The following is a 21,415-nucleotide window of genomic DNA, read 5'->3' on the forward strand; positions in this document are numbered from 1 at the left end:
CCGGGAAACATTCGCGTCCGTTGACCAGGGAGGGTTTCGACATCACGCCAGACCCCCTCTCTGCTTAAGGACAAGCGTATGCCTGAAGCTGTCACTTCTGCGCGCTTCACACTGCAAATCCCCGCCGTTCCCCACGACTTCAAGGTATTGTCTTTCGAAGGTTCCGAGGCCGTCAGTACGCTTTATGCCATCAAGGTTGAGCTCGTCAGCGAACGCCATGATCTCGACATGGAAACGTTGCTCGCTCATTCGGCATTCCTGCGTTTCGGTCTGGATGGCGAAGGGATACACGGGCGTATCGAAGAAGTGCAGGTGGGCGAGTCGGGAAAACGCCTGGCGCATTATTGCCTGACGCTGGTTCCAACCCTTCATTACCTGCAGTTCAGTCAGGACCAGAGGATTTTCCAGAACCTGACTGTCCCGCAGATCATCACCCACGTACTCAAACGGCACGGCATCCTCACCGACGCCTTCATGTTCCATGTGCAGCCCCAGCCACCACGGGAGTACTGCACGCAATATGGCGAAACGGATTTCGAGTTCATCCAGCGCCTGTGTGCCGAAGACGGCATCGCATGGCACCACCGGCACTCGGTGGAGAGACACCTGCTGGTGTTCACCGATGACACGGTGTTTCTGCCAACACTGCCTGCCACGCCCTACCGACGTGACAGCGCCATGGTGGCGGAACACCCGGTGGTCCGCCGGTTTTCCTGGCAGGCCCGGACGCGCACCAGCCGCGTCACACGTCGCGACTACGATCCAAAACGCCCTCATCTTTCGCTCGAGAGCCGCTTTGTTGCCGAGTTCACGCCCCGACTCGAGGATTATCGATATCCGCTGGCGATAGAGAACGAAAAACGCGGCAAACAACTGGCCCGCCAGGCCCTGGAACGTCATCGCGCCGATTATGAAACGGCTGAAGGTGACAGCGACCAGCCTGCCTTGCGTTGTGGCCACCTGTTCGAACTGACCGGGCATCCCCGCAAGCGACACAACGGACTGTGGCAATTACTTGAAGTCCGGCACACCGGACGACAGCCTCAAGTGCTGGAGGAGTACGCCACCCACGAACCGTCCTCCACAGACGATTTTACTCAGGGTTATCGCAACAGTTTTCGCGCCATGCCTGCCGAGGTGATTTTCCGCCCGCCACTGCCAGCGCGCCGACCTGCGCTGGTGAGCCAGACCGCCCGGGTGACAGGACCGAAAGGCGAAGAGATCTACTGCGATGAATTCGGTCGCGTGAAGATTGAACTCCACTGGGACAGGGCCGGGCTCGACAGCGAACGCAGCAGTTGCTGGGTCCGGGTGTCGTCCGGCTGGGCCGGCAATGGTTTTGGTGCCGTCACCCTGCCCCGCGTCGGGATGGAAGTGGTGGTGACCTTTCTGGAAGGCAATCCCGACCAGCCGCTGATTACCGGTTGCGTGGTCAACAAGCTCACACCCGCACCGTACAGACTTCCTGAACACAAGACCCGAACCGTGCTGCGCAGTCGCAGCTCGCCCGACACCGGCGGCTACAACGAACTGACACTTGAAGACCGCGCCGGACTGGAACTGATCTACCTGCGCGCCCAGCGCGACATGCAGCGGCAGATTCTCAATGACAGCCGGCTGGAAGTCGGGCGTGATCGATGGGAAAGCATCAACGGCAACAGCCAGACGACTGCCGGCAAGGTCATCACGGTCGAGGCGGGTCAGCAGGTACAGATCAAGGCCGGCGCGAATGTGCTGCTGGATGCGGGCGCCAGCATCACGCTGAGAGCGGGCGGTCATCACATCGTGATCGACGAGGGCGGAATCTTCAGCAGCAGCGAGATAGTGACGGGCGGTAAATCATCCGCTGGCAACGCCACTGAGTCTCCGGCGACCGACAGGTCGGGCGCCCTGGCAGCAAGACCGACGGCAGCCTCCACTGAGGAGCTTGAGGACGGCGAACTCGAGGAAGAGGAGGAAGAGGTCGAACTGGAGGAGGAAACCCCTGCCGGGATTACGTTGCGCATTGGTGTGTTTTTCGATGGGACGGGGAACAACAAGGCCAACAGCGAAACGGTCGCGGCTTGCTATGCGCCAGATGCCAATCTGGCTGAAGCAGCCGAAGAGATTCAGAAGCACTGCGCCACTTATGGCTATGACGGAAATGGCAACTCGCCGGATAACAGTTACGGGAATGATGTGAGCAACATTGTGCGGTTGCATGAGCTGTATACGGACCATGCCTTCGAGGTATTACCGGAGAAAACGAAGCAGGCTTCCTTGCGCGTATACATCGAAGGCATCGGTACAACCGCTGACGGAGGCGATTCACTTTACGCACAGGCAACCGGAAGAGGTGAAACGGGTGTCGTGGCTCGTGTGGAGCAGAGCCCTGAAAAAATCATGGATCAAATGCGAACACTGATTAAAAACAACCCTAACGCGCTAATAGAAAGAATCGAGTTCGATATTTTCGGCTTCAGTCGAGGCGCCGCCGCTGCACGGCACTTCGCAAACGAGGTTCTCAAAGGCAAGCGCAGCATTCTCGCAAAGGCCCTGCCAGCGGGCTCTCCATTCTTAGCCAGTAGCTTTGACTGGGATCCACAATCGAGTATCGGCATCAATTTCATTGGCCTGTTTGATACCGTCGCGGCAATCGCCAATCCATGGTTGCTCGACTTCACAGGCGCCAACAGCAGAAATCCCGGGCTGGACTTGAAGCTGCCGGAAGGTTGCGCCAGCAAAGTGGTGCACCTGGTGGCTCGTGATGAATATCGCGAGAACTTTGCCCTTAACAGCCTGGGTGAGATTGATCTGGTATTACCCGGCGCCCACTCGGATCTGGGAGGTGGTTATCTGCCCAGAGCCAGGGAGAAACTTCTGTTGAGCAGTCCGGTCACCAGCACCATTAGCCGAAGCCACGAAGCGACCCGTAGCGCAGCTTATGTCGCTGCCGAAAAGGAGGCGTTTGCCTGGTATACGAAAGGCGTCATCGAAGATGACGCTCCAGGCAATCAACTGCGGGTTGCACTCTGGGAAACCCCTGTAATTCAACGATTGGAAAGGGGCAGATCCACACCGGATCCCCAGAAGCGGGTTTATGCTGCGGCCATGATTGAACGCCCGGTACACGGTGAGTTGTCGCTGGTGTATCTACGCATCATGCGTGAGCTTGCGGTAAGAGCCGGTGTGCCGATCAAGTTGATTCCCGACAGGCCAGCGCTAAATTTGCCCGCAGAGTTAATACCCATCCACAAAAAACTTCAGGCTTACGCCTTGGGTGAGTCATCTGTTGAAGGGCTGACTATCAAAGAACGGGCTTTGTTACGCAGTCGCTATATCCATCTTTCTGCGCACTGGAACGCAGCCAAAGATTTCAACAACAGCGACTGGAGCGTTGTTTTTATCAACCGCCCAACAAAAAACAAACAACGAGTGGTGCACCCCCATGAATAAATTCACTCGGCCCAACAAAAAACATACGGGGTTCGTCTTCGGATTACTGTTGGTGCTTTGCACTCAAAGTCATGCACAACCGATCACCAAACGGCCCTGGTACCTCGGCTTCGGAGCACCCGCCTACATGGAGGTCTGGATTGAAACGGCCGACGTGGTGGATATCCGTGAACGTGTGTTCAAACGCGCCGGTGCCGGGATTGCCTCGGTAAACACCCCCGCCGACAACAAAGGCAAGCCCGCAGGCTGGCCTGACAGCCCCGGCAGCGGCGCCGGACGTGACGTCACCGGTGCCGATCTTCCCCGCTTGATCTATGTGCGATGGCAATCACTGGCTGAGCCTCAAACTTATGAGGTCTACATTGTTATTCCCGAGGCCGCGCGGGAAATCATGCGCAAACCGGAAAAGGCTTTTTGCAGACTGGATGGCAAATGGATCACAGACTACCGCGACCGTATAGGTATTGGCTTGGCTCCCGGCGGCATTGCCAAGGTCTGGCTGGGGGCGCCTTGTCTCAAGTCTGTCGAGATTGCTCGGGTTGAAGGGAGCATCGTCAAGCAGGGGCCGTATCAAGGGAAAAATGAAGGACGCTACGCGCTACCTCTTTCACCCGAATCCAAAACCTACATCGAAAAATACGGCATCCCCTTCGGAAGCTGGTAAGGAGCAACAACTCATGGAATTGAAACCCCTGTTTCTCACGGCCCTGCTGTTACTGCCTGCTACCGAGGTGTCCGCAGATACTCGGTCGCTGGAAGGACATTATGTTCTGCAAGGCGCCATGGAGATGGGCGCGGAACTGCTGCTGCGCAAGGACGGAACCTTTGACGCAGGCGTGGCATATGGCAGCGCTGACGGTTTTGCAAAAGGTACATGGCACGTAGAAAACAGCACGTTGACGCTGAAAAGCGAAACCAAACCATCTTCCAGTAACGATTTATCCGCTTTGTTTGAGGATCTGCAACTCGCCATCGAGCCCAATTGTCTGGCGGTGGACTTCGGCAACGGCAAAGCTTGTTTTCGGAAATAGCCACGCCAACAAAAACGGGCATCCGACCGCAATCGGTATGCCCGTTTTTTATGCCGCTCACCCGCCATGCGGGTGGTGGATCACGGATTGACGCTGTCTTTCAACGACTTGCCCGGCTTGAACGCTACGGTGTTGCTGGCCTTGATCTTGACGGGTTCACCGGTTTGCGGGTTTTTACCGGTGCGGGCGCCGCGATGGCGTTGCAGGAAGGTGCCGAAGCCGACGAGCGTGACGCTGTCCTTGCGGTGCAGGGCGCCGGTGATTTCTTCGAGGACGGCGTTGAGAACGCGGTTGGCCTGCTCTTTGGTCAGATCCGCTTTTTCAGCGATTGCAGCGGCGAGTTCTGGTTTACGCATTAGTGAAGCCCCTTTGAGTCGGTTTTTTGTTGTTATGTCCGTGCTGTTCTCGTTGGAACAGCGCCCAAGGCGCCGCAGGCTCTACTCTGCGGCAGACGGGAGTGAGAATGGCACGCGGATACGGGCGGCGCCAGTCTCCCCGCGACCTTTGTAGGGGCAAAAGCGGGGTGATTCCGACAGAACGACCGGTATTTACGCCAGCAAGGCCGGAAGCTGTTTGTTCAGGGCGAGTTTTTCCATCACCGCGGCACCGGTCAGCGCATAACCGAGCAATTGCCCTTCGGCGTCGTGGCACAGCGCCTTGACGTCGGCGCCCTGCCCTTCGACCGTCCAGACACCTTCGCGGCCCCGTGGCGGCGGTGAAACCACCAGCGGGCAGACCGGGGTTTTCACGGTGATCGGCATCGGCCCGTAGTTCACCGCTGTCGGGTTGCCGGCCAGGGTCTGTGCCAGCGCTCGCGCACAACTCATGAGGGGCATGACGTACAGAAGATTCAGCCCGTCGACCTCGGCGCAGTCGCCCAAGGCATAGATATTGGCGTGTGAAGTTTGCAGGTGACGGTCGACCATCACGCCGCGATTGGTCTGGATGCCGGCAGCCGCTGCCAGATCGATCCGTGGGCGCAGGCCGATGGCCGACACCACCACATCGCACGCAATCACCTGACCATCGGAAAGATGCGCTTCCAGACCATCGGCAACCTTCTGCAAACGGGTCAGCACCGGGCCGAGGTGGAAACGCGCGCCGAGGCTTTCCAGCCCGGCCTGCACCGCTGCCGCAGCGGACGGGTGCAGCAGGGTCGGCATCACCTGCTCGCACGGCGCAACCAGTTGCACTTCGTAGCCGCCAAGGATCAGGTCATTGGCGAATTCGCAGCCGATCAGGCCGGCACCGAGCAACAGCACTCGACGTTTGCCCTCCGCTGCGGCACGAAAGCGTGCGTAGTCTTCCAGATCGTTGATCGGGAACACCAGGTCGCCGCCATCGCCCTCGATCGGCACACGCACGGTTTCCGCGCCCCAGGCGAGGATCAGGTCGCGATAGTTCACCGCTTCCTCTGCGATCCACAGACGCTTGTGGCCCGGGTCGATGCCGCTGATACGGGTATGGGTGCGGATCTCGGCCTTCAATTGCTCGGCCATGGCGCCCGGTTCGGCCATGCTCAGGCCGTCGGCATCCTTGTTCTTGCCGAAACCGGTGGACAGCATCGGCTTGGAGTAGGAACGACCGTCATCGGCGGTAATCAGCAGCAGCGGGGTTTCGCCATCGAGTTTGCGAAACTCGCGGGCCAGGTTGTAGCCCGCCAGCCCGGTGCCGACGATCACGACAGGTGCACTCATTTCCTACTCCTTCAGTATTGGGTCTCAGGCGATTTCGATCATTTCGAAGTCCATCTTGCCGACGCCGCAGTCCGGGCACAGCCAGTCTTGCGGCACGTCTTCCCAGCGAGTGCCCGGCGCAATGCCGTCATCCGGCCAACCCTCGGCTTCGTTGTAGATCAGGCCACAGACGATGCATTGCCACTTCTTCATTCAGGTATTTCCTCAGGATTCAGGCGGTGTGCGGCGCGGACGGTCGATGGTGCAGCGTTGCCGTCCGGCTCAGGGCGTTTTGTACTGATCGAACCGGCCGGATGCAAGCCTGTTCGGCGCAACGGCGCGGCGGATCAATCAAACTCGCGGCTCGCCATGGTAAGCTCGCCGCCTCTTTCGCTGCCAATAATGACTCATTGTGCAACACTCAAACGCCCCGCTGTGGCGCCTGCGAAGCCACCTCGATCCCCTCCCCGACACATCCACCCTCGACTGGCTGTTCGACGAAGGCTCCCTGACCCGACGCCTGACCCGCCTGTCCGATGACGGCTTCAGCGTCACGCCGCTGTTCGAAGGCTGGCAGACCCTGCGCGACGACGAGTGCGCGGCGCTGGAACTGGCTGAAGGCAGCGAAGGCTGGGTACGCGAGGTCTATCTGCGCGGTCATGGCGAAGCCTGGGTGTTCGCCCGCAGCGTGGCCTCGCGCGGCGCCTTGCAGGGCGACGGCCTGCATATGGATGAACTGGGCAGCCGCTCCCTGGGCGAACTGCTGTTCTGCGATCACGCCTTCCAGCGTCAGGCCATCGAAGTCTGTGACTATCCTGAGCGATGGCTGCCCGAAGCCGCTCGCGCTTCAGGATTGTGGGGGCGCCGTTCGCGTTTCGACCGTGGTGCGCTGAGCGTGCTGGTGGCAGAGATTTTCCTGCCGGCCCTGTGGAATGCCGTCCGCGCCCGTCCGGAGAATTGCTGATGTATCAGAGCCTGCTCAAATCCCTGAACCGCCTGAATCCCCGGGCCTGGGATTTCATTCAACTGACCCGCATGGACAAGCCGATCGGCATCTACCTGCTGCTGTGGCCGACGCTCTGGGCGTTATGGATCGCCGGTAAAGGTTCGCCCTCGCTGGCCAACATCGTGATTTTCGTCCTCGGCGTGGTGCTGACCCGTGCCGGTGGCTGTGTGATCAATGACTGGGCCGACCGCAAGGTCGACGGCCATGTGAAACGCACCGCCGAACGCCCGCTGGCCGCCGGGCGGATCAGCTCGAAAGAGGCGCTGGTGTTCTTCGCCCTGCTGATGGGCGTGAGCTTCCTGCTGGTGCTGTGCACCAACGCCGCGACGATCTGGCTGTCGCTGGGTGGCCTGGCGCTGGCGTTCACTTATCCGTTCATGAAGCGCTACACCTATTACCCGCAAGTGGTGCTGGGCGCGGCGTTTTCCTGGGGCATGCCGATGGCGTTCACCGCCGAGACCGGCGAGCTGCCGGCGTCGGCCTGGCTGCTGTGGATCGCCAATCTGCTGTGGACGGTGGGCTACGACACCTATTACGCGATGACCGACCGTGACGATGACCTGAAGATCGGCGTGAAATCCACGGCGATCCTGTTCGGCGAGGCGGATCGGGTGATCATCCTGACGTTGCAGGCACTGTCGCTGGGCTGCCTGCTGCTGGCCGGGTCGAGATTCGAGCTGGGGATCTGGTTCCACCTCGGCCTGCTGGTGGCGGCCGGGTGCTATGCGTGGGAGTTCTGGTACACCCGCGATCGCGACCGGATGCGCTGCTTCAAGGCATTTCTGCACAACCATTGGGCGGGGATGGCGATTTTCGTCGGGATCGTGCTGGATTACGCGTTGCGCTGACTCACAAAACTGTGGGAGCGAGCTTGCTCCGGGCGGCGATCCGACGAAAGCGTTGGGTCAGTTACCACATAGACTGACTGAAAAGACGCCTTCGCGAGCAAGCTCGCTCCCACAGGAGGGGCTCTTATTTGTGCTCGTGAACCACGTGCCACGCATCCATCTTGCCGTCGCCCATCATGTCACCCGGCTTGGTGTCCATCTTGAAGGTATACAGCGGTTTGCCGTCGTAGGCGTACTGCATCTTGCCGTCATCGCGCTTGATCACCGTCCATTTGCCTTCGGCCTTGGCGCCTGCGGGAGCCATCATCGGCGGCCAGTTCTCGGCGCATTTGTCATTGCACATCGACTTGCCGCCAGCGTCCTTGTCGAACGTGTAAACGGTCATGCCTTTGTGATCGACCATCATGCCGTCTTTCATCATGGCCGGTTCAGCCGCCATCGCCAGTCCCGGCAGCGTCAGCGCGGCGGTCATCAGCAGGGCTTTGAAGGAAGCAGTCATTTGAGTCATGGAAACCTTCTTTTGTGGTTGTCAGGATTCGGACTTAGAGCTTAGTCCAGGATTTGCACAATCGCCGCCGGACTAAAATACTGTCACACGACTGCAATAATTCCGTTATCTAATGCGGCGCAAGACAGTTAAATGACAAGAGGATTAAGGCATGGTTGGCAGGAGCATTCTGATCGTCGACGACGAAGCGCCCATTCGCGAAATGATCGCCGTTGCGTTGGAAATGGCCGGCTATGACTGCCTCGAGGCAGAGAACTCGCAGCAAGCCCACGCCATCATCGTCGACCGCAAGCCGGACCTGATCCTGCTCGACTGGATGCTGCCGGGCACCTCCGGCATCGAGCTGGCCCGTCGCCTCAAGCGTGACGAACTGACCGGGGACATCCCGATCATCATGCTCACCGCCAAGGGTGAAGAGGACAACAAGATCCAGGGCCTGGAAGTCGGCGCCGACGACTACATCACCAAACCGTTTTCCCCACGCGAACTGGTAGCACGCCTGAAGGCCGTGCTGCGTCGCGCCGGCCCGACCGATGGCGAAGCGCCAATCGAAGTCGGCGGCCTGCTGCTCGATCCGATCAGCCACCGCGTGACCATCGACGGCCGTCCGGCCGAGATGGGCCCGACCGAATACCGGCTGCTGCAATTCTTCATGACCCACCAGGAACGTGCCTATACCCGTGGCCAGTTGCTGGACCAGGTCTGGGGCGGCAACGTCTATGTTGAAGAGCGCACCGTCGACGTGCACATCCGGCGCCTGCGCAAGGCCCTCGGCGATGCTTACGAAAATCTGGTACAAACCGTGCGCGGCACTGGCTATCGGTTCTCCACCAAGGCCTGAGCCGACCGCCAGACTCGCTGACAAGGACCGTATTTCCCGTGAATCAAAACTGGCATGGCACCCTGATCCGCCACATGCTGTTGCTGGTCACCGCTTGTCTGGTGATCGGCCTGATCACCGGCTACTACGGCTGGAGCCTCGCGGCGGGACTGGGCCTGTACCTGGCCTGGACGCTCAAGCAGTTGCTGCGTCTGCACGAATGGCTGCGCCTCCATCAACCCGATGAAGCACCGCCCGACGGCTATGGTCTGTGGGGCGAAGTGTTCGACAGCATCTACCACCTGCAACGCCGCGACCAACGGGTACGCGGGCGCCTGCAAGCGGTGATCGACCGCGTTCAGGAGTCCACCGCCGCGCTGAAAGACGCCGTGATCATGCTCGACAGCGACGGCAACCTGGAATGGTGGAACCGCGCCGCCGAAACCCTGCTCGGCCTCAAGACCCCGCAAGACAGCGGCCAACCCGTGACCAACCTGGTCCGCCATCCGCGCTTCAAGGAATACTTCGAGCAGGAAAACTACGCCGAGCCGCTGGAAATCCCTTCGCCGACCAACGACCGCGTGCGCATCCAGATGTACCTCACGCGCTACGGCAACAACGAACACCTGATGCTGGTGCGCGACGTCACGCGCATTCATCAGCTGGAGCAGATGCGCAAGGACTTCATCGCCAATGTCTCCCATGAGCTGCGCACCCCGCTGACGGTGATCTGCGGCTACCTGGAAACCCTGCTCGACAACGTCGAGGAAGTGAACCCGCGCTGGAGCCGTGCCCTGCAACAGATGCAGCAACAGGGCGGGCGCATGCAGACCCTGCTCAACGACTTGCTGTTGCTGGCCAAACTGGAAGCCACCGATTACCCGTCGGACAACCAGCCCGTGCACATCGACACCCTGTTGCAGTCGATCAAGAGCGATGCGCAGCAATTGTCCGGGACGAAGAATCAGAAGATCACCCTGGAGGCCGACGCCAGCATCCTGCTCAAGGGCAGCGAGGCGGAACTGCGCAGCGCGTTTTCCAATCTGGTGTTCAACGCCGTCAAATACACGCCGGCCGAAGGCAATATCCGTATCCGCTGGTGGGGCGACGATCAGGGTGCACACCTGAGCGTGCAGGATTCCGGGATCGGCATCGACAGCAAACACCTGCCGCGCCTGACCGAACGCTTCTACCGCGTCGACTCCAGCCGCAACTCCAACACCGGCGGCACGGGCCTGGGCCTGGCCATCGTCAAACACGTGTTGCTGCGTCACCGCGCACGGATGGAGATCAGCAGCGTGCCCGGCCACGGCAGCACCTTCACCTGCCATTTCGCCCCGGCGCAGATCGCACAGGCACGGGTCATCAGCACCGCTGAGTAATGCCGGACTAGGCAATCGCCAGGTCAGCCGCTACATTGGCTGACTTGCGCCTGCCTTTCAGGCGCGAATCTTTCTCCATTACGAATCACACGGAACCTGCAAAACCCCATCATGGACCCTTCCCCTGGCTTGTCCCTCGCAACGATATTCGCCGATTTCGGCATGATTCTTTTCGCTCTGATCCTGGTTCTGCTCAACGGCTTCTTCGTTGCGGCGGAGTTCGCCATGGTCAAACTGCGCTCGACACGGGTCGAAGCCATCGCTGAACAGCACGGTTGGCGCGGGCACATCCTGCGCACGGTGCACAGCCAGCTCGATGCTTACCTGTCGGCGTGCCAGCTCGGCATCACCCTCGCCTCCCTCGGCCTGGGCTGGGTCGGCGAGCCGGCCTTCGCGCACCTTCTGGAGCCTGTGCTGAGTGCGGTCGGCGTGCAGTCGGCCGAAGTGGTCAAAGGCATTTCGTTCTTTACCGCGTTCTTCATCATTTCCTACCTGCACATCGTGGTCGGCGAGCTGGCCCCCAAATCCTGGGCAATCCGCAAACCCGAGCTGTTGTCGCTGTGGACGGCGGTGCCGCTGTACCTGTTCTACTGGGCCATGTACCCGGCGATCTACCTGCTCAACGCCAGCGCCAACACCATCCTGCGCATTGCCGGCCAGGGCGAACCGGGCCCGCATCACGAGCACCATTACAGCCGTGAAGAACTGAAACTGATCCTGCACTCCAGCCGTGGCCAGGACCCGAGCGACCAGGGCATGCGCGTGCTGGCCTCGGCGGTGGAAATGGGCGAACTGGAAGTGGTCGACTGGGCCAACTCCCGGGAGGATCTGATCACCCTCGAGTTCAACGCGCCGCTGAAAGAAATCCTGGCGATGTTCCGCCGCCACAAGTTCAGCCGCTATCCGGTGTACGACAGCGAGCGCAAGGAATTCGTCGGCCTGCTGCACATCAAGGATCTGCTGCTGGAGCTGGCGGCGCTGGATCACATTCCGGAGTCGTTCAACCTCGCCGAGCTGATCCGGCCGCTGGAGCGGGTATCGCGACACATGCCGCTGTCGCAGTTGCTGGAGCAGTTCCGCAAGGGTGGCTCGCACTTTGCCGTGGTCGAAGAGGCCGACGGTAACATCATCGGCTACCTGACCATGGAGGACGTGCTGGAAGTGCTGGTCGGCGACATCCAGGATGAACACCGCAAGGCCGAACGCGGCATCCTCGCCTACCAGCCGGGCAAATTGCTGGTGCGGGGCGATACGCCGCTGTTCAAGGTCGAGCGCCTGCTGGGCATCGATCTGGACCATATCGAAGCCGAAACCCTCGCCGGGCTGGTTTACGAAACCCTGAAGCGGGTGCCGGAAGAAGAAGAGGTGCTGGAAGTCGAAGGTCTGCGGATCATCATCAAGAAGATGAAGGGCCCGAAGATCATTCTGGCCAAGGTGCTGATGCTCGATTGAGCAGTGTTGCGGGGTAGCTTTTGTGGCGAGGGAGCTTGCTCCCTCGCCACACTTTATCGCTTGCCCAGCGCAAAGTTGGGCAATGCCCCCAGCGGCTGGTTGAACTGATACGGAATCGACACCAGCCCCCCTCCTGTATTGCGCTGCACCACAAAGTGCAGGTGCGGGCCGCTGCTGTTGCCGGTATTGCCGGACAGCGCCAGCGGACTGCCCACCGCTACCCGTTGCCCCTCTCGCACGCTCACCGACCCTTGCTTGAGATGCAGGTACACACCCATCGTGCCGTCGTCGTGCAATATCCGCACGAAGTTGCCGGAAGGATCGGTGCCGCGCCCGTTCTGCGAGTTTTCGGTCTTCACCACCACCCCGGCCCGCGCCGCGATGATCGGTGTGCCCACCGGCATGGCGATGTCCATCGCGTACTTGTTCTTCGGTCCATAGTGGCTGTAATCGCCATTGGCACCCTGACTCAGACGGAACGGCCCGCCACGCCACGGAAACGGATAGCGATAGCTCTGGGCGGCGCCAGCGGGATCGCCGAGGGAATACTGGAACTGCGGCGTATACACCAGCGGCTTGCCAGCGGACACCGCCGTCAGCAACGCCAGCCGCGTATTGCTGCGCGCCGGCAGCACCCGGCGGATCGTCTGCGTCGGTGCGCCGCGTACGTTGTTCAGCCCGGTGAATGCCAGCGCGACCTCCACCGGCGCATACAGATCGTTGCGCACGAACACCACGTCCGTGCCCTTCTGCTTCTTGATGTCGAGATAGACCTGGCGCTCGAGCCGCTCGACCATCCGGTCCTGAAACACGAACACCTGGGAGCCTTTGCTCGGACGGTCGCTGTACGAGACCACTCCGTTGGCATCGGTGGACTTGTAGATCGTCATGGCCACGGTCGAGGTGGAGGCCATGAACAGACCACAGAAAAACAGCAGGCGCAGGGGCATGGGCAAACGTTCTGTCGAGTGAGGCCTGGGAATGAGCCTAGCAGCTGAAGCAGACCAGGCTAGTCGACAGATGTTTCAATTTTGCCAGCGCGGAAGATGATCGTCCCCACGCAGACGGTTCGACGCCTCGACGTGGGAACGATCATGGAAGAAAATTACGCGCCCGGAACGAAGTGCTTCTGCGCCGTGCCGCGGGCGATCAGACGGGAGATGTAGTCGAGCTTCTGTGCGTCCTGGTCGACGAAACGGAAGGTCAGTTGCAGCCATTCGCTGTCCGGCTTCGGCTCGTGGGCGACCACCGCGTGCAGGTAACCGTTCAGACGAGCGATCTCGGCGTTATCGCCCTGCTCCAGGTCCAGCACGGCGCTGTCGAGGATCTGTGGCAGGTTGTCGGTACGCTTCACCACCAACAGCGCTTCCTTGATGCTCAGGGCCTTGATCACACACTGCTGGGTGCCACCTGGCAGGCGCAACTGGCCTTGACCACGACCGCTGGCCGGGGCGGCAGAAGCGGCCGGTGCTTTCACCGGCGGGCTGTTGAGCAGGCCACGTTGCGGAGCGGCAGCCGGCGCCGGCGCAGCAGCGGCAGGCTTGGCAAACGGGTTGGCCGCAGGCGCAGCCGGTGCGGAGCCGACCACTGCAGCCTTGCCACCGGTCAACGCGCTCAGCGAGTCGTTGCCGAACGCCGAGTTCATCTTGGTCGGGGCGCTGTTCATCAGGGCATCGAGCTTGCCGATCTTGTTCAGGGCCTGCTTGACCTTGGTCAGCAGCTGCTCGTTGGTGAACGGTTTGCTGACGTAGCCGGAAACGCCGGCCTGGATCGCCTGTACCACGTTTTCCTTGTCGCCACGGCTGGTGACCATGATGAACGGCATGGTCTTGAGGCTGTCCTGCTCACGGCACCAGGTGAGCAGTTCGAGGCCGGACATTTCCGGCATTTCCCAGTCGCACAGCACCAGGTCGAAGGCTTCCTTGGCCAGCATGGCCTGGGCCTTCTTGCCGTTGATGGCGTCCTCGGTGCGGATCCCCGGGAAGTAATTACGCAGGCACTTTTTCACCAGGTCACGAATGAACGATGCATCGTCCACGACCAACACACTGATCTTGCTCATCCAACACCCCTATTAAAATCCCGGCAAGCATAACGCTGGCTGATGGCACATTGCCAAAACTCTTCAGTCACGCCGGGACTTTTCGTTCGCGGGTGCTGCTTTTCAATTCGATTGCGCATTCTGCAAATGCACAAACAAAAACGCCCGGCCAAAGGGCCGGGCGCTTTTCTCAGGCAATCTTACTTATCGTCAGCATCGCCCGGAACATTAGCGGTTTCGCCGCTTGTTCCTTCAACTTCTTCCTTCATGCGCTTGAGGCCCATATGGCGCACGTCGGTGCCGCGCACCAGGTAGATCACCAGCTCCGAGATGTTGCGGGCGTGGTCGCCGATGCGCTCCAGCGAACGCAGCACCCAGATGATGCTCAAGACCCGCGAGATAGAGCGTGGGTCTTCCATCATGAAGGTCGCCAGCTCACGCAGGGCGGTCTTGTATTCGCGGTCGATGATCTTGTCGTACTGCGCCACCGACAGCGCCAGATCGGCATCGAAACGGGCAAAGGCGTCCAGTGCATCACGCACCATGTTGCGCACCTGGTCGCCGATGTGACGCACTTCGACGTAACCGCGCGGCGCTTCACCTTCTTCGCACAGTTGAATGGCGCGACGGGCGATCTTGGTCGCTTCGTCACCGATGCGCTCAAGGTCGATCACCGATTTGGAGATGCTGATGATCAGACGCAGGTCCGACGCCGCCGGCTGACGGCGGGCCAGAATGCGCAGGCATTCCTCGTCGATGTTGCGTTCCATCTGGTTGATCTGATCGTCGATCTCGCGCACTTGCTGGGCCAGGCCCGAGTCGGCCTCGATCAGCGCGGTGACCGCGTCATTGACCTGCTTCTCGACCAGCCCGCCCATGGCCAGCAGGTGGCTGCGCACTTCTTCCAGTTCGGCGTTGAACTGCGCGGAAATGTGATGGGTAAGGCCTTCTTTACTAATCATGTTGGCGTCCTTGGAGCGTCCGGTAAGGTGCGAGCATCAATTCAGTGAGCGACAACCAGCGTCTGCTAGCCGTAACGACCGGTGATGTAGTCTTCGGTCTGCTTCTTGGCCGGATTGGTGAACAGGGTATCGGTGTCGCCGAATTCCACCAGTTTGCCCATGTACATGAACGCCGTGTAGTCGGACACCCGCGCCGCCTGCTGCATGTTGTGGGTCACGATGACGATGGTGAACTTGGATTTGAGCTCGTAGATCAGCTCTTCGACTTTCAGGGTCGAGATCGGGTCGAGGGCCGAGCACGGTTCGTCGAGCAGCAGCACTTCCGGTTCAACAGCGATGGTACGGGCGATCACCAGACGCTGTTGCTGACCGCCGGACAGGCCAAGGGCCGAGTCATGCAGACGGTCTTTCACTTCGTCCCACAAGGCCGCGCCTTTGAGTGCCCACTCGACGGCTTCGTCGAGGATGCGCTTCTTGTTGATGCCCTGGATGCGCAGGCCGTAGACCACGTTTTCGTAGATGGTCTTGGGGAACGGGTTGGGCTTCTGGAACACCATGCCGACCCGGCGACGCAGCTCGGCCACGTCCTCACCCTTGCGGTAGATGTTGTTGCCGTACAGGTTGATCGCACCTTCGACGCGGCAGCCGTCCACCAGGTCGTTCATGCGGTTGAAGGTCCGCAGCAGTGTGGACTTGCCGCAGCCGGACGGGCCGATGAAGGCGGTCACGCGCTGTTTCGGGATGTTCATGCTGACGTCGTACAGCGCTTGTTTCTCGCCGTAGAACAGGCTCAGGCCCGGCACTTCGATGGCCACGGTTTCCTGCTCGAGGTTCAGGCTCTGCTTGTCGCGGCCCAGGGCAGACATGTTGATGCCGTGGGTATGTGTTTCGTGCTGCATGGGAGATCCCCTGTGCTAACAAATTCGGTTCGGTTGGCTGCCGGGAATCAGGCCGGCAGCCCTTCAATTCTTGTGACGGCGATCAGCTGTCCAGCGCCTTGTACTTCTCGCGCAGGTGGTTACGAATCCACACCGCCGACAGGTTGAGCACGGCAATCACCAGCACCAGCAGCAACGCGGTGGCGTACACCAGCGGTCGTGCGGCTTCGACGTTCGGGCTCTGGAAGCCGACGTCATAGATGTGGAAGCCCAGGTGCATGATCTTCTGGTCCAGGTGCAGGTACGGGTAGTTGCCGTCCACCGGCAGCGACGGCGCCAGTTTCACCACACCCACCAGCATCAGCGGCGCCACTTCACCGGCGGCGCGGGCCACGGCGAGGATCATGCCGGTCATCATGGCCGGACTGGCCATCGGCAGAACGATCTTCCACAGGGTTTCAGCCTTGGTCGCGCCGAGGGCCAGCGAGCCCTCACGCACGGTGCGCGGGATACGCGCCAGACCTTCTTCGGTGGCCACGATCACCACCGGCACCGCCAGCAGCGCCAGGGTCAGCGAAGCCCAGAGCAGGCCTGGCGTACCGAAGGTCGGTGCCGGCAGCGCTTCCGGGAAGAACAGACGGTCCAGCGAGCCGCCCAGCACGTAGACGAAGAAGCCCAGACCGAACACGCCGTAAACAATGGCCGGAACACCCGCCAGGTTGTTCACCGCGATCCGGATCACCCGGGTCAGGGTGTTCTGTTTCGCATACTCACGCAGGTACACCGCCGCCAGCACGCCGAACGGGGTCACGATCATCGCCATGATCAGGGTCATCATCACGGTGCCGAAGATCGCCGGGAATATCCCGCCTTCGGTGTTCGCTTCGCGCGGGTCGTCGGAGAGGAATTCCCAGACCTTGCTGAAGTAGAACCCGACCTTGGTGAAAGTACCCATGGCGTTCGGCTGGTAAGCGTGAACCACTTTGCCCAGGCCGATTTCGACTTCCTTGCCGTTGGCATCGCGAGCCGTCAAAGCGTCGCGGTTGAACTGCGCGTGCAGGTCGGCCAGACGGGCTTCGACGTCCTGATAGCGGGCGTTCAGCTCGGCGCGCTCGGCATCCATGTCCGCTTGCGCGGTGGCGTCGAGCTTGCCTTCCAGTTCCAGTTTGCGGCCATGCAGACGGATGCGCTCGAGACCGGCGTTGATCGCGCCGATGTCGGTCTTTTCCAGGGTTTTCAATTGCGCGGCGAGCTTGCTCACGCGGTCGATCCGCGCCTGCAGCTCGGGCCACGCGGCTTCGCCCTCGGCGATCACCTTGCCGTCCTGTTTGACGTTGACCAGGTAACCGTAGAAGTTGCCCCACTCGCGACGCTCCAGCGCCATCAGTTCCGGCGGATTTTTCTGGTCGGTCAGCCACTCGCCGACGATCCAGGTGAAGTCGTTGCCGTTCAGGTCCCGGTTGCCGACCTTGATCAGCTCACGGGTCATGAATTCCGGGCCCTGGTCAGGCACCGGCAGGCCGGCGCTCTTGAGACGTGCGCGGGGCACTTCTTCCTTCTGCACCACTTCGCCGATGACCAGGTGATTGCCCTGGCCCGGGACGTCGTAGCTGGCGTGGATCAGATCCGCCGGCCAGAAGTGACCCAGACCGCGCACGGCAATCACTGCCAGCAGGCCAATGGTCATGATGACCGCGATGGACACCGCGCCACCGCTGATCCAGACGCCCGGGGCGCCGCTCTTGAACCATCCTTTCAGGGAGTTCTGTTTCACAGACTTCTACCTTTCTTAAAGCGACGAGTATTTCTTGCGCAGACGCTGACGAATCAGTTCCGCGAGGGTGTTCATGATGAAAGTGAACAGCAGCAGTACCAGCGCCGAGAGGAACAGCACGCGGTAGTGGCTGCCGCCGACTTCCGACTCCGGCATTTCCACCGCGACGTTGGCCGCCAGGGTGCGCAGGCCTTCGAACAGGTTCATCTCCATGACCGGGGTGTTGCCGGTGGCCATCAGCACGATCATGGTCTCGCCGACTGCACGGCCCATGCCGATCATCAGTGCCGAGAAGATGCCCGGGCTGGCGGTCAGGATCACTACACGAGTCATGGTCTGCCACGGTGTGGCGCCGAGGGCCAGCGAGCCCAGAGTCAGGCCGCGCGGCACACTGAACACGGCGTCTTCGGCAATCGAGTAGATGTTCGGGATGACCGCGAAGCCCATGGCCAGACCGACCACCAGAGCGTTGCGCTGGTCGTAGGTGATGCCCAGGTCGTGGGAGATCCACAGGCGCATGTCACCGCCGAAGAACCAGTTTTCCATGTACGGGCTCATGTACAGCGACAGCCAGCCCACGAACAGGATCACCGGAATCAGCAGCGCACTTTCCCAGCCATCCGGGATGCGCAGGCGAACCGACTCAGGCAGACGGCTGAAGACGAAACCGGCGACCAGAATGCCGATCGGCAGCAGCATCAGCAGACTGAAAATGCCCGGCAGATGCCCTTCCACATACGGCGCCAGGAACAGGCCCGCGAAGAAGCCGAGGATCACCGTCGGCATCGCTTCCATCAGCTCGATCACCGGCTTGACCTTGCGGCGCATGCCCGGGGCCATGAAGTACGCGGTGTAGATCGCCGCGGCAACGGCCAGCGGCGCCGCCAGCAGCATCGCGTAGAACGCGGCTTTCAGGGTGCCGAAGGTCAGTGGCGACAGGCTCAGTTTCGGTTCGAAATCGGTGTTGGCCGCGGTCGATTGCCAGACGTATTTAGGCTCGTCGTAGTTCTCGTACCAGACCTTGCTCCACAGCGCGCTCCACGACACTTCCGGGTGCGGGTTGTCGAGCAGCAACGGCTGCAACTTGCCGCCCGCCTCGACGATCACACGGTTGGCGCGCGGCGACAGACCGAACAGGCCCTGGCCTTCGACAACCTGATCGACCAGCAAGGTGCGGTGCGCGGTGCTGTGGAACACGCCGAGCTTGCCGCCGGCATCCAGGGCAACGAAGCCTTTGCGGCGCTCTTCGGCAGCGATTTCAACGATAGGCGTCTTGCCCATCTGGAAGGTGCGGATCTGCTTCAGACGCAGCTCGCCATCGGTGTCACGGGCCATGAACCACTGGGCCAGGCCACCGGTGGAGTCGCCGACGATCAGCGAGATGCCGCCCACCAACTGGGTGGATGCAGTGACTTGCGCGTCAGCGTTTTCCAGCAGCTTGTAGCGACCGTTGAGACTCTTGTCGCGCAGGCTGAACACGTCGGCCTGGGCACGACCGTTGACCACATACAGCCATTGCTGGCGCGGGTCGACGAAGATGTTCTTCACCGGCTCGGTCATCTGCGGCAGATCAATGCGCTTCTGCTCGTTGGTGACTTCGCCGGTCATCATGTTTTCTTCGCTGGTCAGCGACAGCACATGCAATTGCGAACCGGTGGAGCCGGCCAGCAGCAGGGTCGAATCGGTGGCATTGAGGCTGACGTGCTCCAGCGCACCGCCGTTCTCGTTGAGCGCAATCGGCGCCTCGCCGTACGGGAACTCGAGTGCCGGGGTGATGGTTTTCTTGCCTTGCGGGTAGCTGACTTTATAGGTGTGACGGAACACCAGTGCCTGGCCGTTGGACAGGCCCACCGCCACCAGCGGATGGCCCGGCTGGTCTTCGCCGATGGAGGTCACACTGGCACCTGCCGGCAACGGCAGATCGACGCGCTTCAATTCAGCGCCACTGTCGACATCGAAGAACAGCGCCTGGCCCTTGTCGGAAACGCGCATGGCCACCTGATTCTGCTCTTCGAGCGAAATCATCAGTGGCTTGCCGGCGTCCTGCATCCAGGCCGGGGTGAGTGCGTCTCTGGCCGTCAGTTCGGCACCCTTGAACAGCGGCGCGACGACGTAGGCGAGAAAGAAGAAGATCAGGGTGATGGCTGCCAGCACCGCCAGACCGCCGACGAGGACGTACCAGCGGGTGAAGCGATCCTTGAGCGCGCGAATGCGGCGCTTGCGTTGCAACTCAGGCGTATTGAAATCAATGCGCTTGGGAGGGTTCGTAGTCATTTTGGAATTGGCCAGATCATTCATGCGCACACCCTAGCGATCCTGTATGACAGAAAGATGACAATGCAGTGACGCACCAAATCCGCCGCCAGCAGGGCACTGGCAGTGGATAAAAGAATTCGCGGAGCGTGGGGGCCGGGCCGCTTGCGGGTCGGGCCCCACACGGGAGTCAGGCGGGGTTCACCCCTGACTCAGTTTGTTACTTTTTTGCGACTTCAGCGCCGCCTTCCTGCAGGCCCAGGTCAGCCAGTGCTTTTGCAGCAACCTTGGCCGGCAGTGGGATGTAGCCGTCTTTCACTACTACTTCCTGACCCTGTTTCGACAGGACCAGTTTCACGAACTCGGCTTCCAGCGGGGCCAGAGGCTTGTTCGGGGCCTTGTTCACGTACACGTACAGGAAGCGGGACAGTGGGTACTTGCCGTTCAGGGCGTTTTCTTCGGTGTCTTCGATGAAATCGGTGCTGCCTTTCTTCGACAGAGCGACGGTTTTCACGCTGGCGGTCTTGTAACCGATACCCGAGTAACCGATGCCGTTCAGCGAGGAGCTGATCGACTGCACGACCGAAGCCGAGCCTGGTTGTTCGTTGACGTTAGGCTTGTAGTCGCCTTTGCACAGGGCTTCTTCCTTGAAGTAGCCGTAGGTGCCGGATACCGAGTTGCGACCGAACAGTTGCACCGGCTTGTTGGCCAGGTCGCCGGTCACGCCCAGGTCGCCCCAGGTTTTCACGTCGGCCTTGGCGCCGCACAGACGGGTGGACGAGAAGATCGCGTCAACCTGTTCCATGGTCAGGTGCTGGATCGGGTTGTCCTTGTGTACGAACACCGCCAGGGCGTCCACGGCAACCGGGATGGCGGTTGGCTTGTAGCCGTATTTCTGCTCGAAGGCTGCCAGTTCGGTGTCCTTCATCTTGCGGCTCATCGGGCCCAGGTTGGAGGTGCCTTCGGTCAGCGCAGGTGGCGCGGTGGCGGAGCCAGCGGCCTGAATCTGGATGTTTACGTTCGGGTATTCTTTTTTATAGTTCTCGGCCCACAAGGTCATGAGGTTGGCCAGGGTATCGGAGCCGACGCTGGACAGGTTGCCCGACACACCGGTGGTCTTGGTGTAGCTCGGGATCGACGGGTCAACAGCGGCGAACGCGTTGGCGGTCGCAACGCCAGCAGCGACAAAAGTCATTGCCGCCATCAAACGCTTCAGTTTCATGCCTTACTCCTAGCAGATAGGGGGTGTTAAGTCGGGGCCAAGTATCAGCAGGCCGTGTGAACACTCTATGGCTGAAATATGACAATTGGATGAAAGGCCAGCATTGAGGTTTTACCGAATGACAGAT

19 protein-coding genes are annotated in these 21,415 nt (G+C 60.7%); 8 read left to right on the forward strand and 11 right to left on the reverse strand.

From position 1 onward, the window contains the following. Window positions 1-78 precede the first annotated feature (78 nt). The 3 genes from tssI to BBF94_RS06500 are packed head-to-tail and all read left to right on the forward strand — an operon-like array spanning window position 79 to window position 4,466. Window positions 79-3,435, forward strand: coding sequence for a type VI secretion system tip protein TssI/VgrG (tssI, locus tag BBF94_RS06490; RefSeq protein WP_065258220.1), 3,357 nt, complete (start codon window positions 79-81; stop codon window positions 3,433-3,435). Then, window positions 3,428-4,099 carry a DUF2931 family protein gene (locus BBF94_RS06495; protein ID WP_065258221.1) on the forward strand — a complete coding sequence of 224 codons (672 nt, stop codon included), beginning with the start codon at window positions 3,428-3,430 and terminating at the stop codon, window positions 4,097-4,099. Before tssI ends, BBF94_RS06495 begins: the two co-directional genes overlap by 8 nt. Window positions 4,100-4,112: 13 nt before the next feature. Continuing rightward, complete coding sequence (locus BBF94_RS06500) at window positions 4,113-4,466, forward strand: hypothetical protein (protein ID WP_065258222.1); 354 nt, start codon at window positions 4,113-4,115, stop codon at window positions 4,464-4,466. Window positions 4,467-4,546: 80 nt separating this feature from the next. Here BBF94_RS06500 and BBF94_RS06505 read toward each other — a convergent pair whose 3' ends face one another. From BBF94_RS06505 to BBF94_RS06515, 3 genes are all read right to left on the reverse strand, one after another. Beyond that, window positions 4,547-4,822, reverse strand: a complete 276-nt coding sequence (locus BBF94_RS06505) for an HU family DNA-binding protein (RefSeq protein WP_003213368.1) — start codon at window positions 4,820-4,822, stop codon at window positions 4,547-4,549. 192 nt (window positions 4,823-5,014) lie between these two features. After that, window positions 5,015-6,163 carry an NAD(P)/FAD-dependent oxidoreductase gene (locus tag BBF94_RS06510; RefSeq protein ID WP_065258223.1) on the reverse strand — a complete coding sequence of 383 codons (1,149 nt, stop codon included), beginning with the start codon at window positions 6,161-6,163 and terminating at the stop codon, window positions 5,015-5,017. A 24-nt stretch (window positions 6,164-6,187) separates the two neighbouring features. Then, window positions 6,188-6,355 carry a rubredoxin gene (locus BBF94_RS06515; protein WP_065258224.1) on the reverse strand — a complete coding sequence of 56 codons (168 nt, stop codon included), beginning with the start codon at window positions 6,353-6,355 and terminating at the stop codon, window positions 6,188-6,190. Between the two features lie 199 nt (window positions 6,356-6,554). Between BBF94_RS06515 and BBF94_RS06520 the strand changes: the two genes are divergently transcribed. Next, window positions 6,555-7,106 carry a chorismate--pyruvate lyase family protein gene (locus BBF94_RS06520; RefSeq protein WP_065258225.1) on the forward strand — a complete coding sequence of 184 codons (552 nt, stop codon included), beginning with the start codon at window positions 6,555-6,557 and terminating at the stop codon, window positions 7,104-7,106. After that, entirely contained in the window at window positions 7,106-7,996 is an 891-nt protein-coding gene (gene ubiA, locus BBF94_RS06525) for a 4-hydroxybenzoate octaprenyltransferase (RefSeq protein WP_065258226.1), read from the forward strand. The genes BBF94_RS06520 and ubiA overlap by 1 nt, the downstream gene beginning before the upstream one ends. 124 nt (window positions 7,997-8,120) lie before the next feature. Here the strand turns inward: ubiA and BBF94_RS06530 are convergent, their stop codons facing one another. Further along, a complete protein-coding gene (locus tag BBF94_RS06530) occupies window positions 8,121-8,504 on the reverse strand; it encodes a COG4315 family predicted lipoprotein (protein WP_065258227.1) in 384 nt (127 codons plus the stop codon). 151 nt (window positions 8,505-8,655) lie between these two features. Between BBF94_RS06530 and phoB the strand changes: the two genes are divergently transcribed. From phoB to BBF94_RS06545, 3 genes are all read left to right on the forward strand, one after another. Beyond that, window positions 8,656-9,345 (forward strand): phosphate regulon transcriptional regulator PhoB, encoded by a 690-nt coding sequence (gene phoB / locus BBF94_RS06535; protein WP_003229608.1) that lies wholly within the window; start codon window positions 8,656-8,658, stop codon window positions 9,343-9,345. Window positions 9,346-9,419: 74 nt separating this feature from the next. Then, window positions 9,420-10,706, forward strand: coding sequence for a phosphate regulon sensor histidine kinase PhoR (phoR, locus tag BBF94_RS06540; RefSeq protein ID WP_263970146.1), 1,287 nt, complete (start codon window positions 9,420-9,422; stop codon window positions 10,704-10,706). Between the two features lie 111 nt (window positions 10,707-10,817). Next, entirely contained in the window at window positions 10,818-12,158 is a 1,341-nt protein-coding gene (locus tag BBF94_RS06545) for a hemolysin family protein (protein WP_065258229.1), read from the forward strand. A gap of 53 nt (window positions 12,159-12,211) precedes the next feature. Here BBF94_RS06545 and BBF94_RS06550 read toward each other — a convergent pair whose 3' ends face one another. From BBF94_RS06550 to BBF94_RS06580, 7 genes are all read right to left on the reverse strand, one after another. Next, entirely contained in the window at window positions 12,212-13,108 is an 897-nt protein-coding gene (locus tag BBF94_RS06550) for a peptidoglycan DD-metalloendopeptidase family protein (protein ID WP_065258230.1), read from the reverse strand. A gap of 155 nt (window positions 13,109-13,263) precedes the next feature. Beyond that, entirely contained in the window at window positions 13,264-14,220 is a 957-nt protein-coding gene (locus BBF94_RS06555; protein WP_065258231.1) for a response regulator, read from the reverse strand. Window positions 14,221-14,399: 179 nt separating this feature from the next. Then, window positions 14,400-15,161, reverse strand: a complete 762-nt coding sequence (gene phoU / locus BBF94_RS06560; protein ID WP_065258232.1) for a phosphate signaling complex protein PhoU — start codon at window positions 15,159-15,161, stop codon at window positions 14,400-14,402. Between the two features lie 65 nt (window positions 15,162-15,226). Next, entirely contained in the window at window positions 15,227-16,060 is an 834-nt protein-coding gene (gene pstB / locus BBF94_RS06565) for a phosphate ABC transporter ATP-binding protein PstB (protein WP_065258233.1), read from the reverse strand. 82 nt (window positions 16,061-16,142) lie between these two features. Further along, complete coding sequence (gene pstA, locus BBF94_RS06570) at window positions 16,143-17,813, reverse strand: phosphate ABC transporter permease PstA (RefSeq protein WP_065258234.1); 1,671 nt, start codon at window positions 17,811-17,813, stop codon at window positions 16,143-16,145. Between the two features lie 15 nt (window positions 17,814-17,828). After that, on the reverse strand, window positions 17,829-19,862 hold the full coding sequence (locus BBF94_RS06575; protein WP_176704425.1) for an ABC transporter permease subunit: 2,034 nt from the start codon (window positions 19,860-19,862) through the stop codon (window positions 17,829-17,831). A 424-nt stretch (window positions 19,863-20,286) separates the two neighbouring features. Beyond that, entirely contained in the window at window positions 20,287-21,288 is a 1,002-nt protein-coding gene (locus tag BBF94_RS06580; protein WP_065258236.1) for a phosphate ABC transporter substrate-binding protein PstS, read from the reverse strand. Window positions 21,289-21,415 lie beyond the last annotated feature (127 nt).

The organism is Pseudomonas bananamidigenes (assembly GCF_001679645.1).
In the GTDB taxonomy this organism is placed as follows: Bacteria; Pseudomonadota; Gammaproteobacteria; order Pseudomonadales; family Pseudomonadaceae; genus Aquipseudomonas; species Aquipseudomonas bananamidigenes.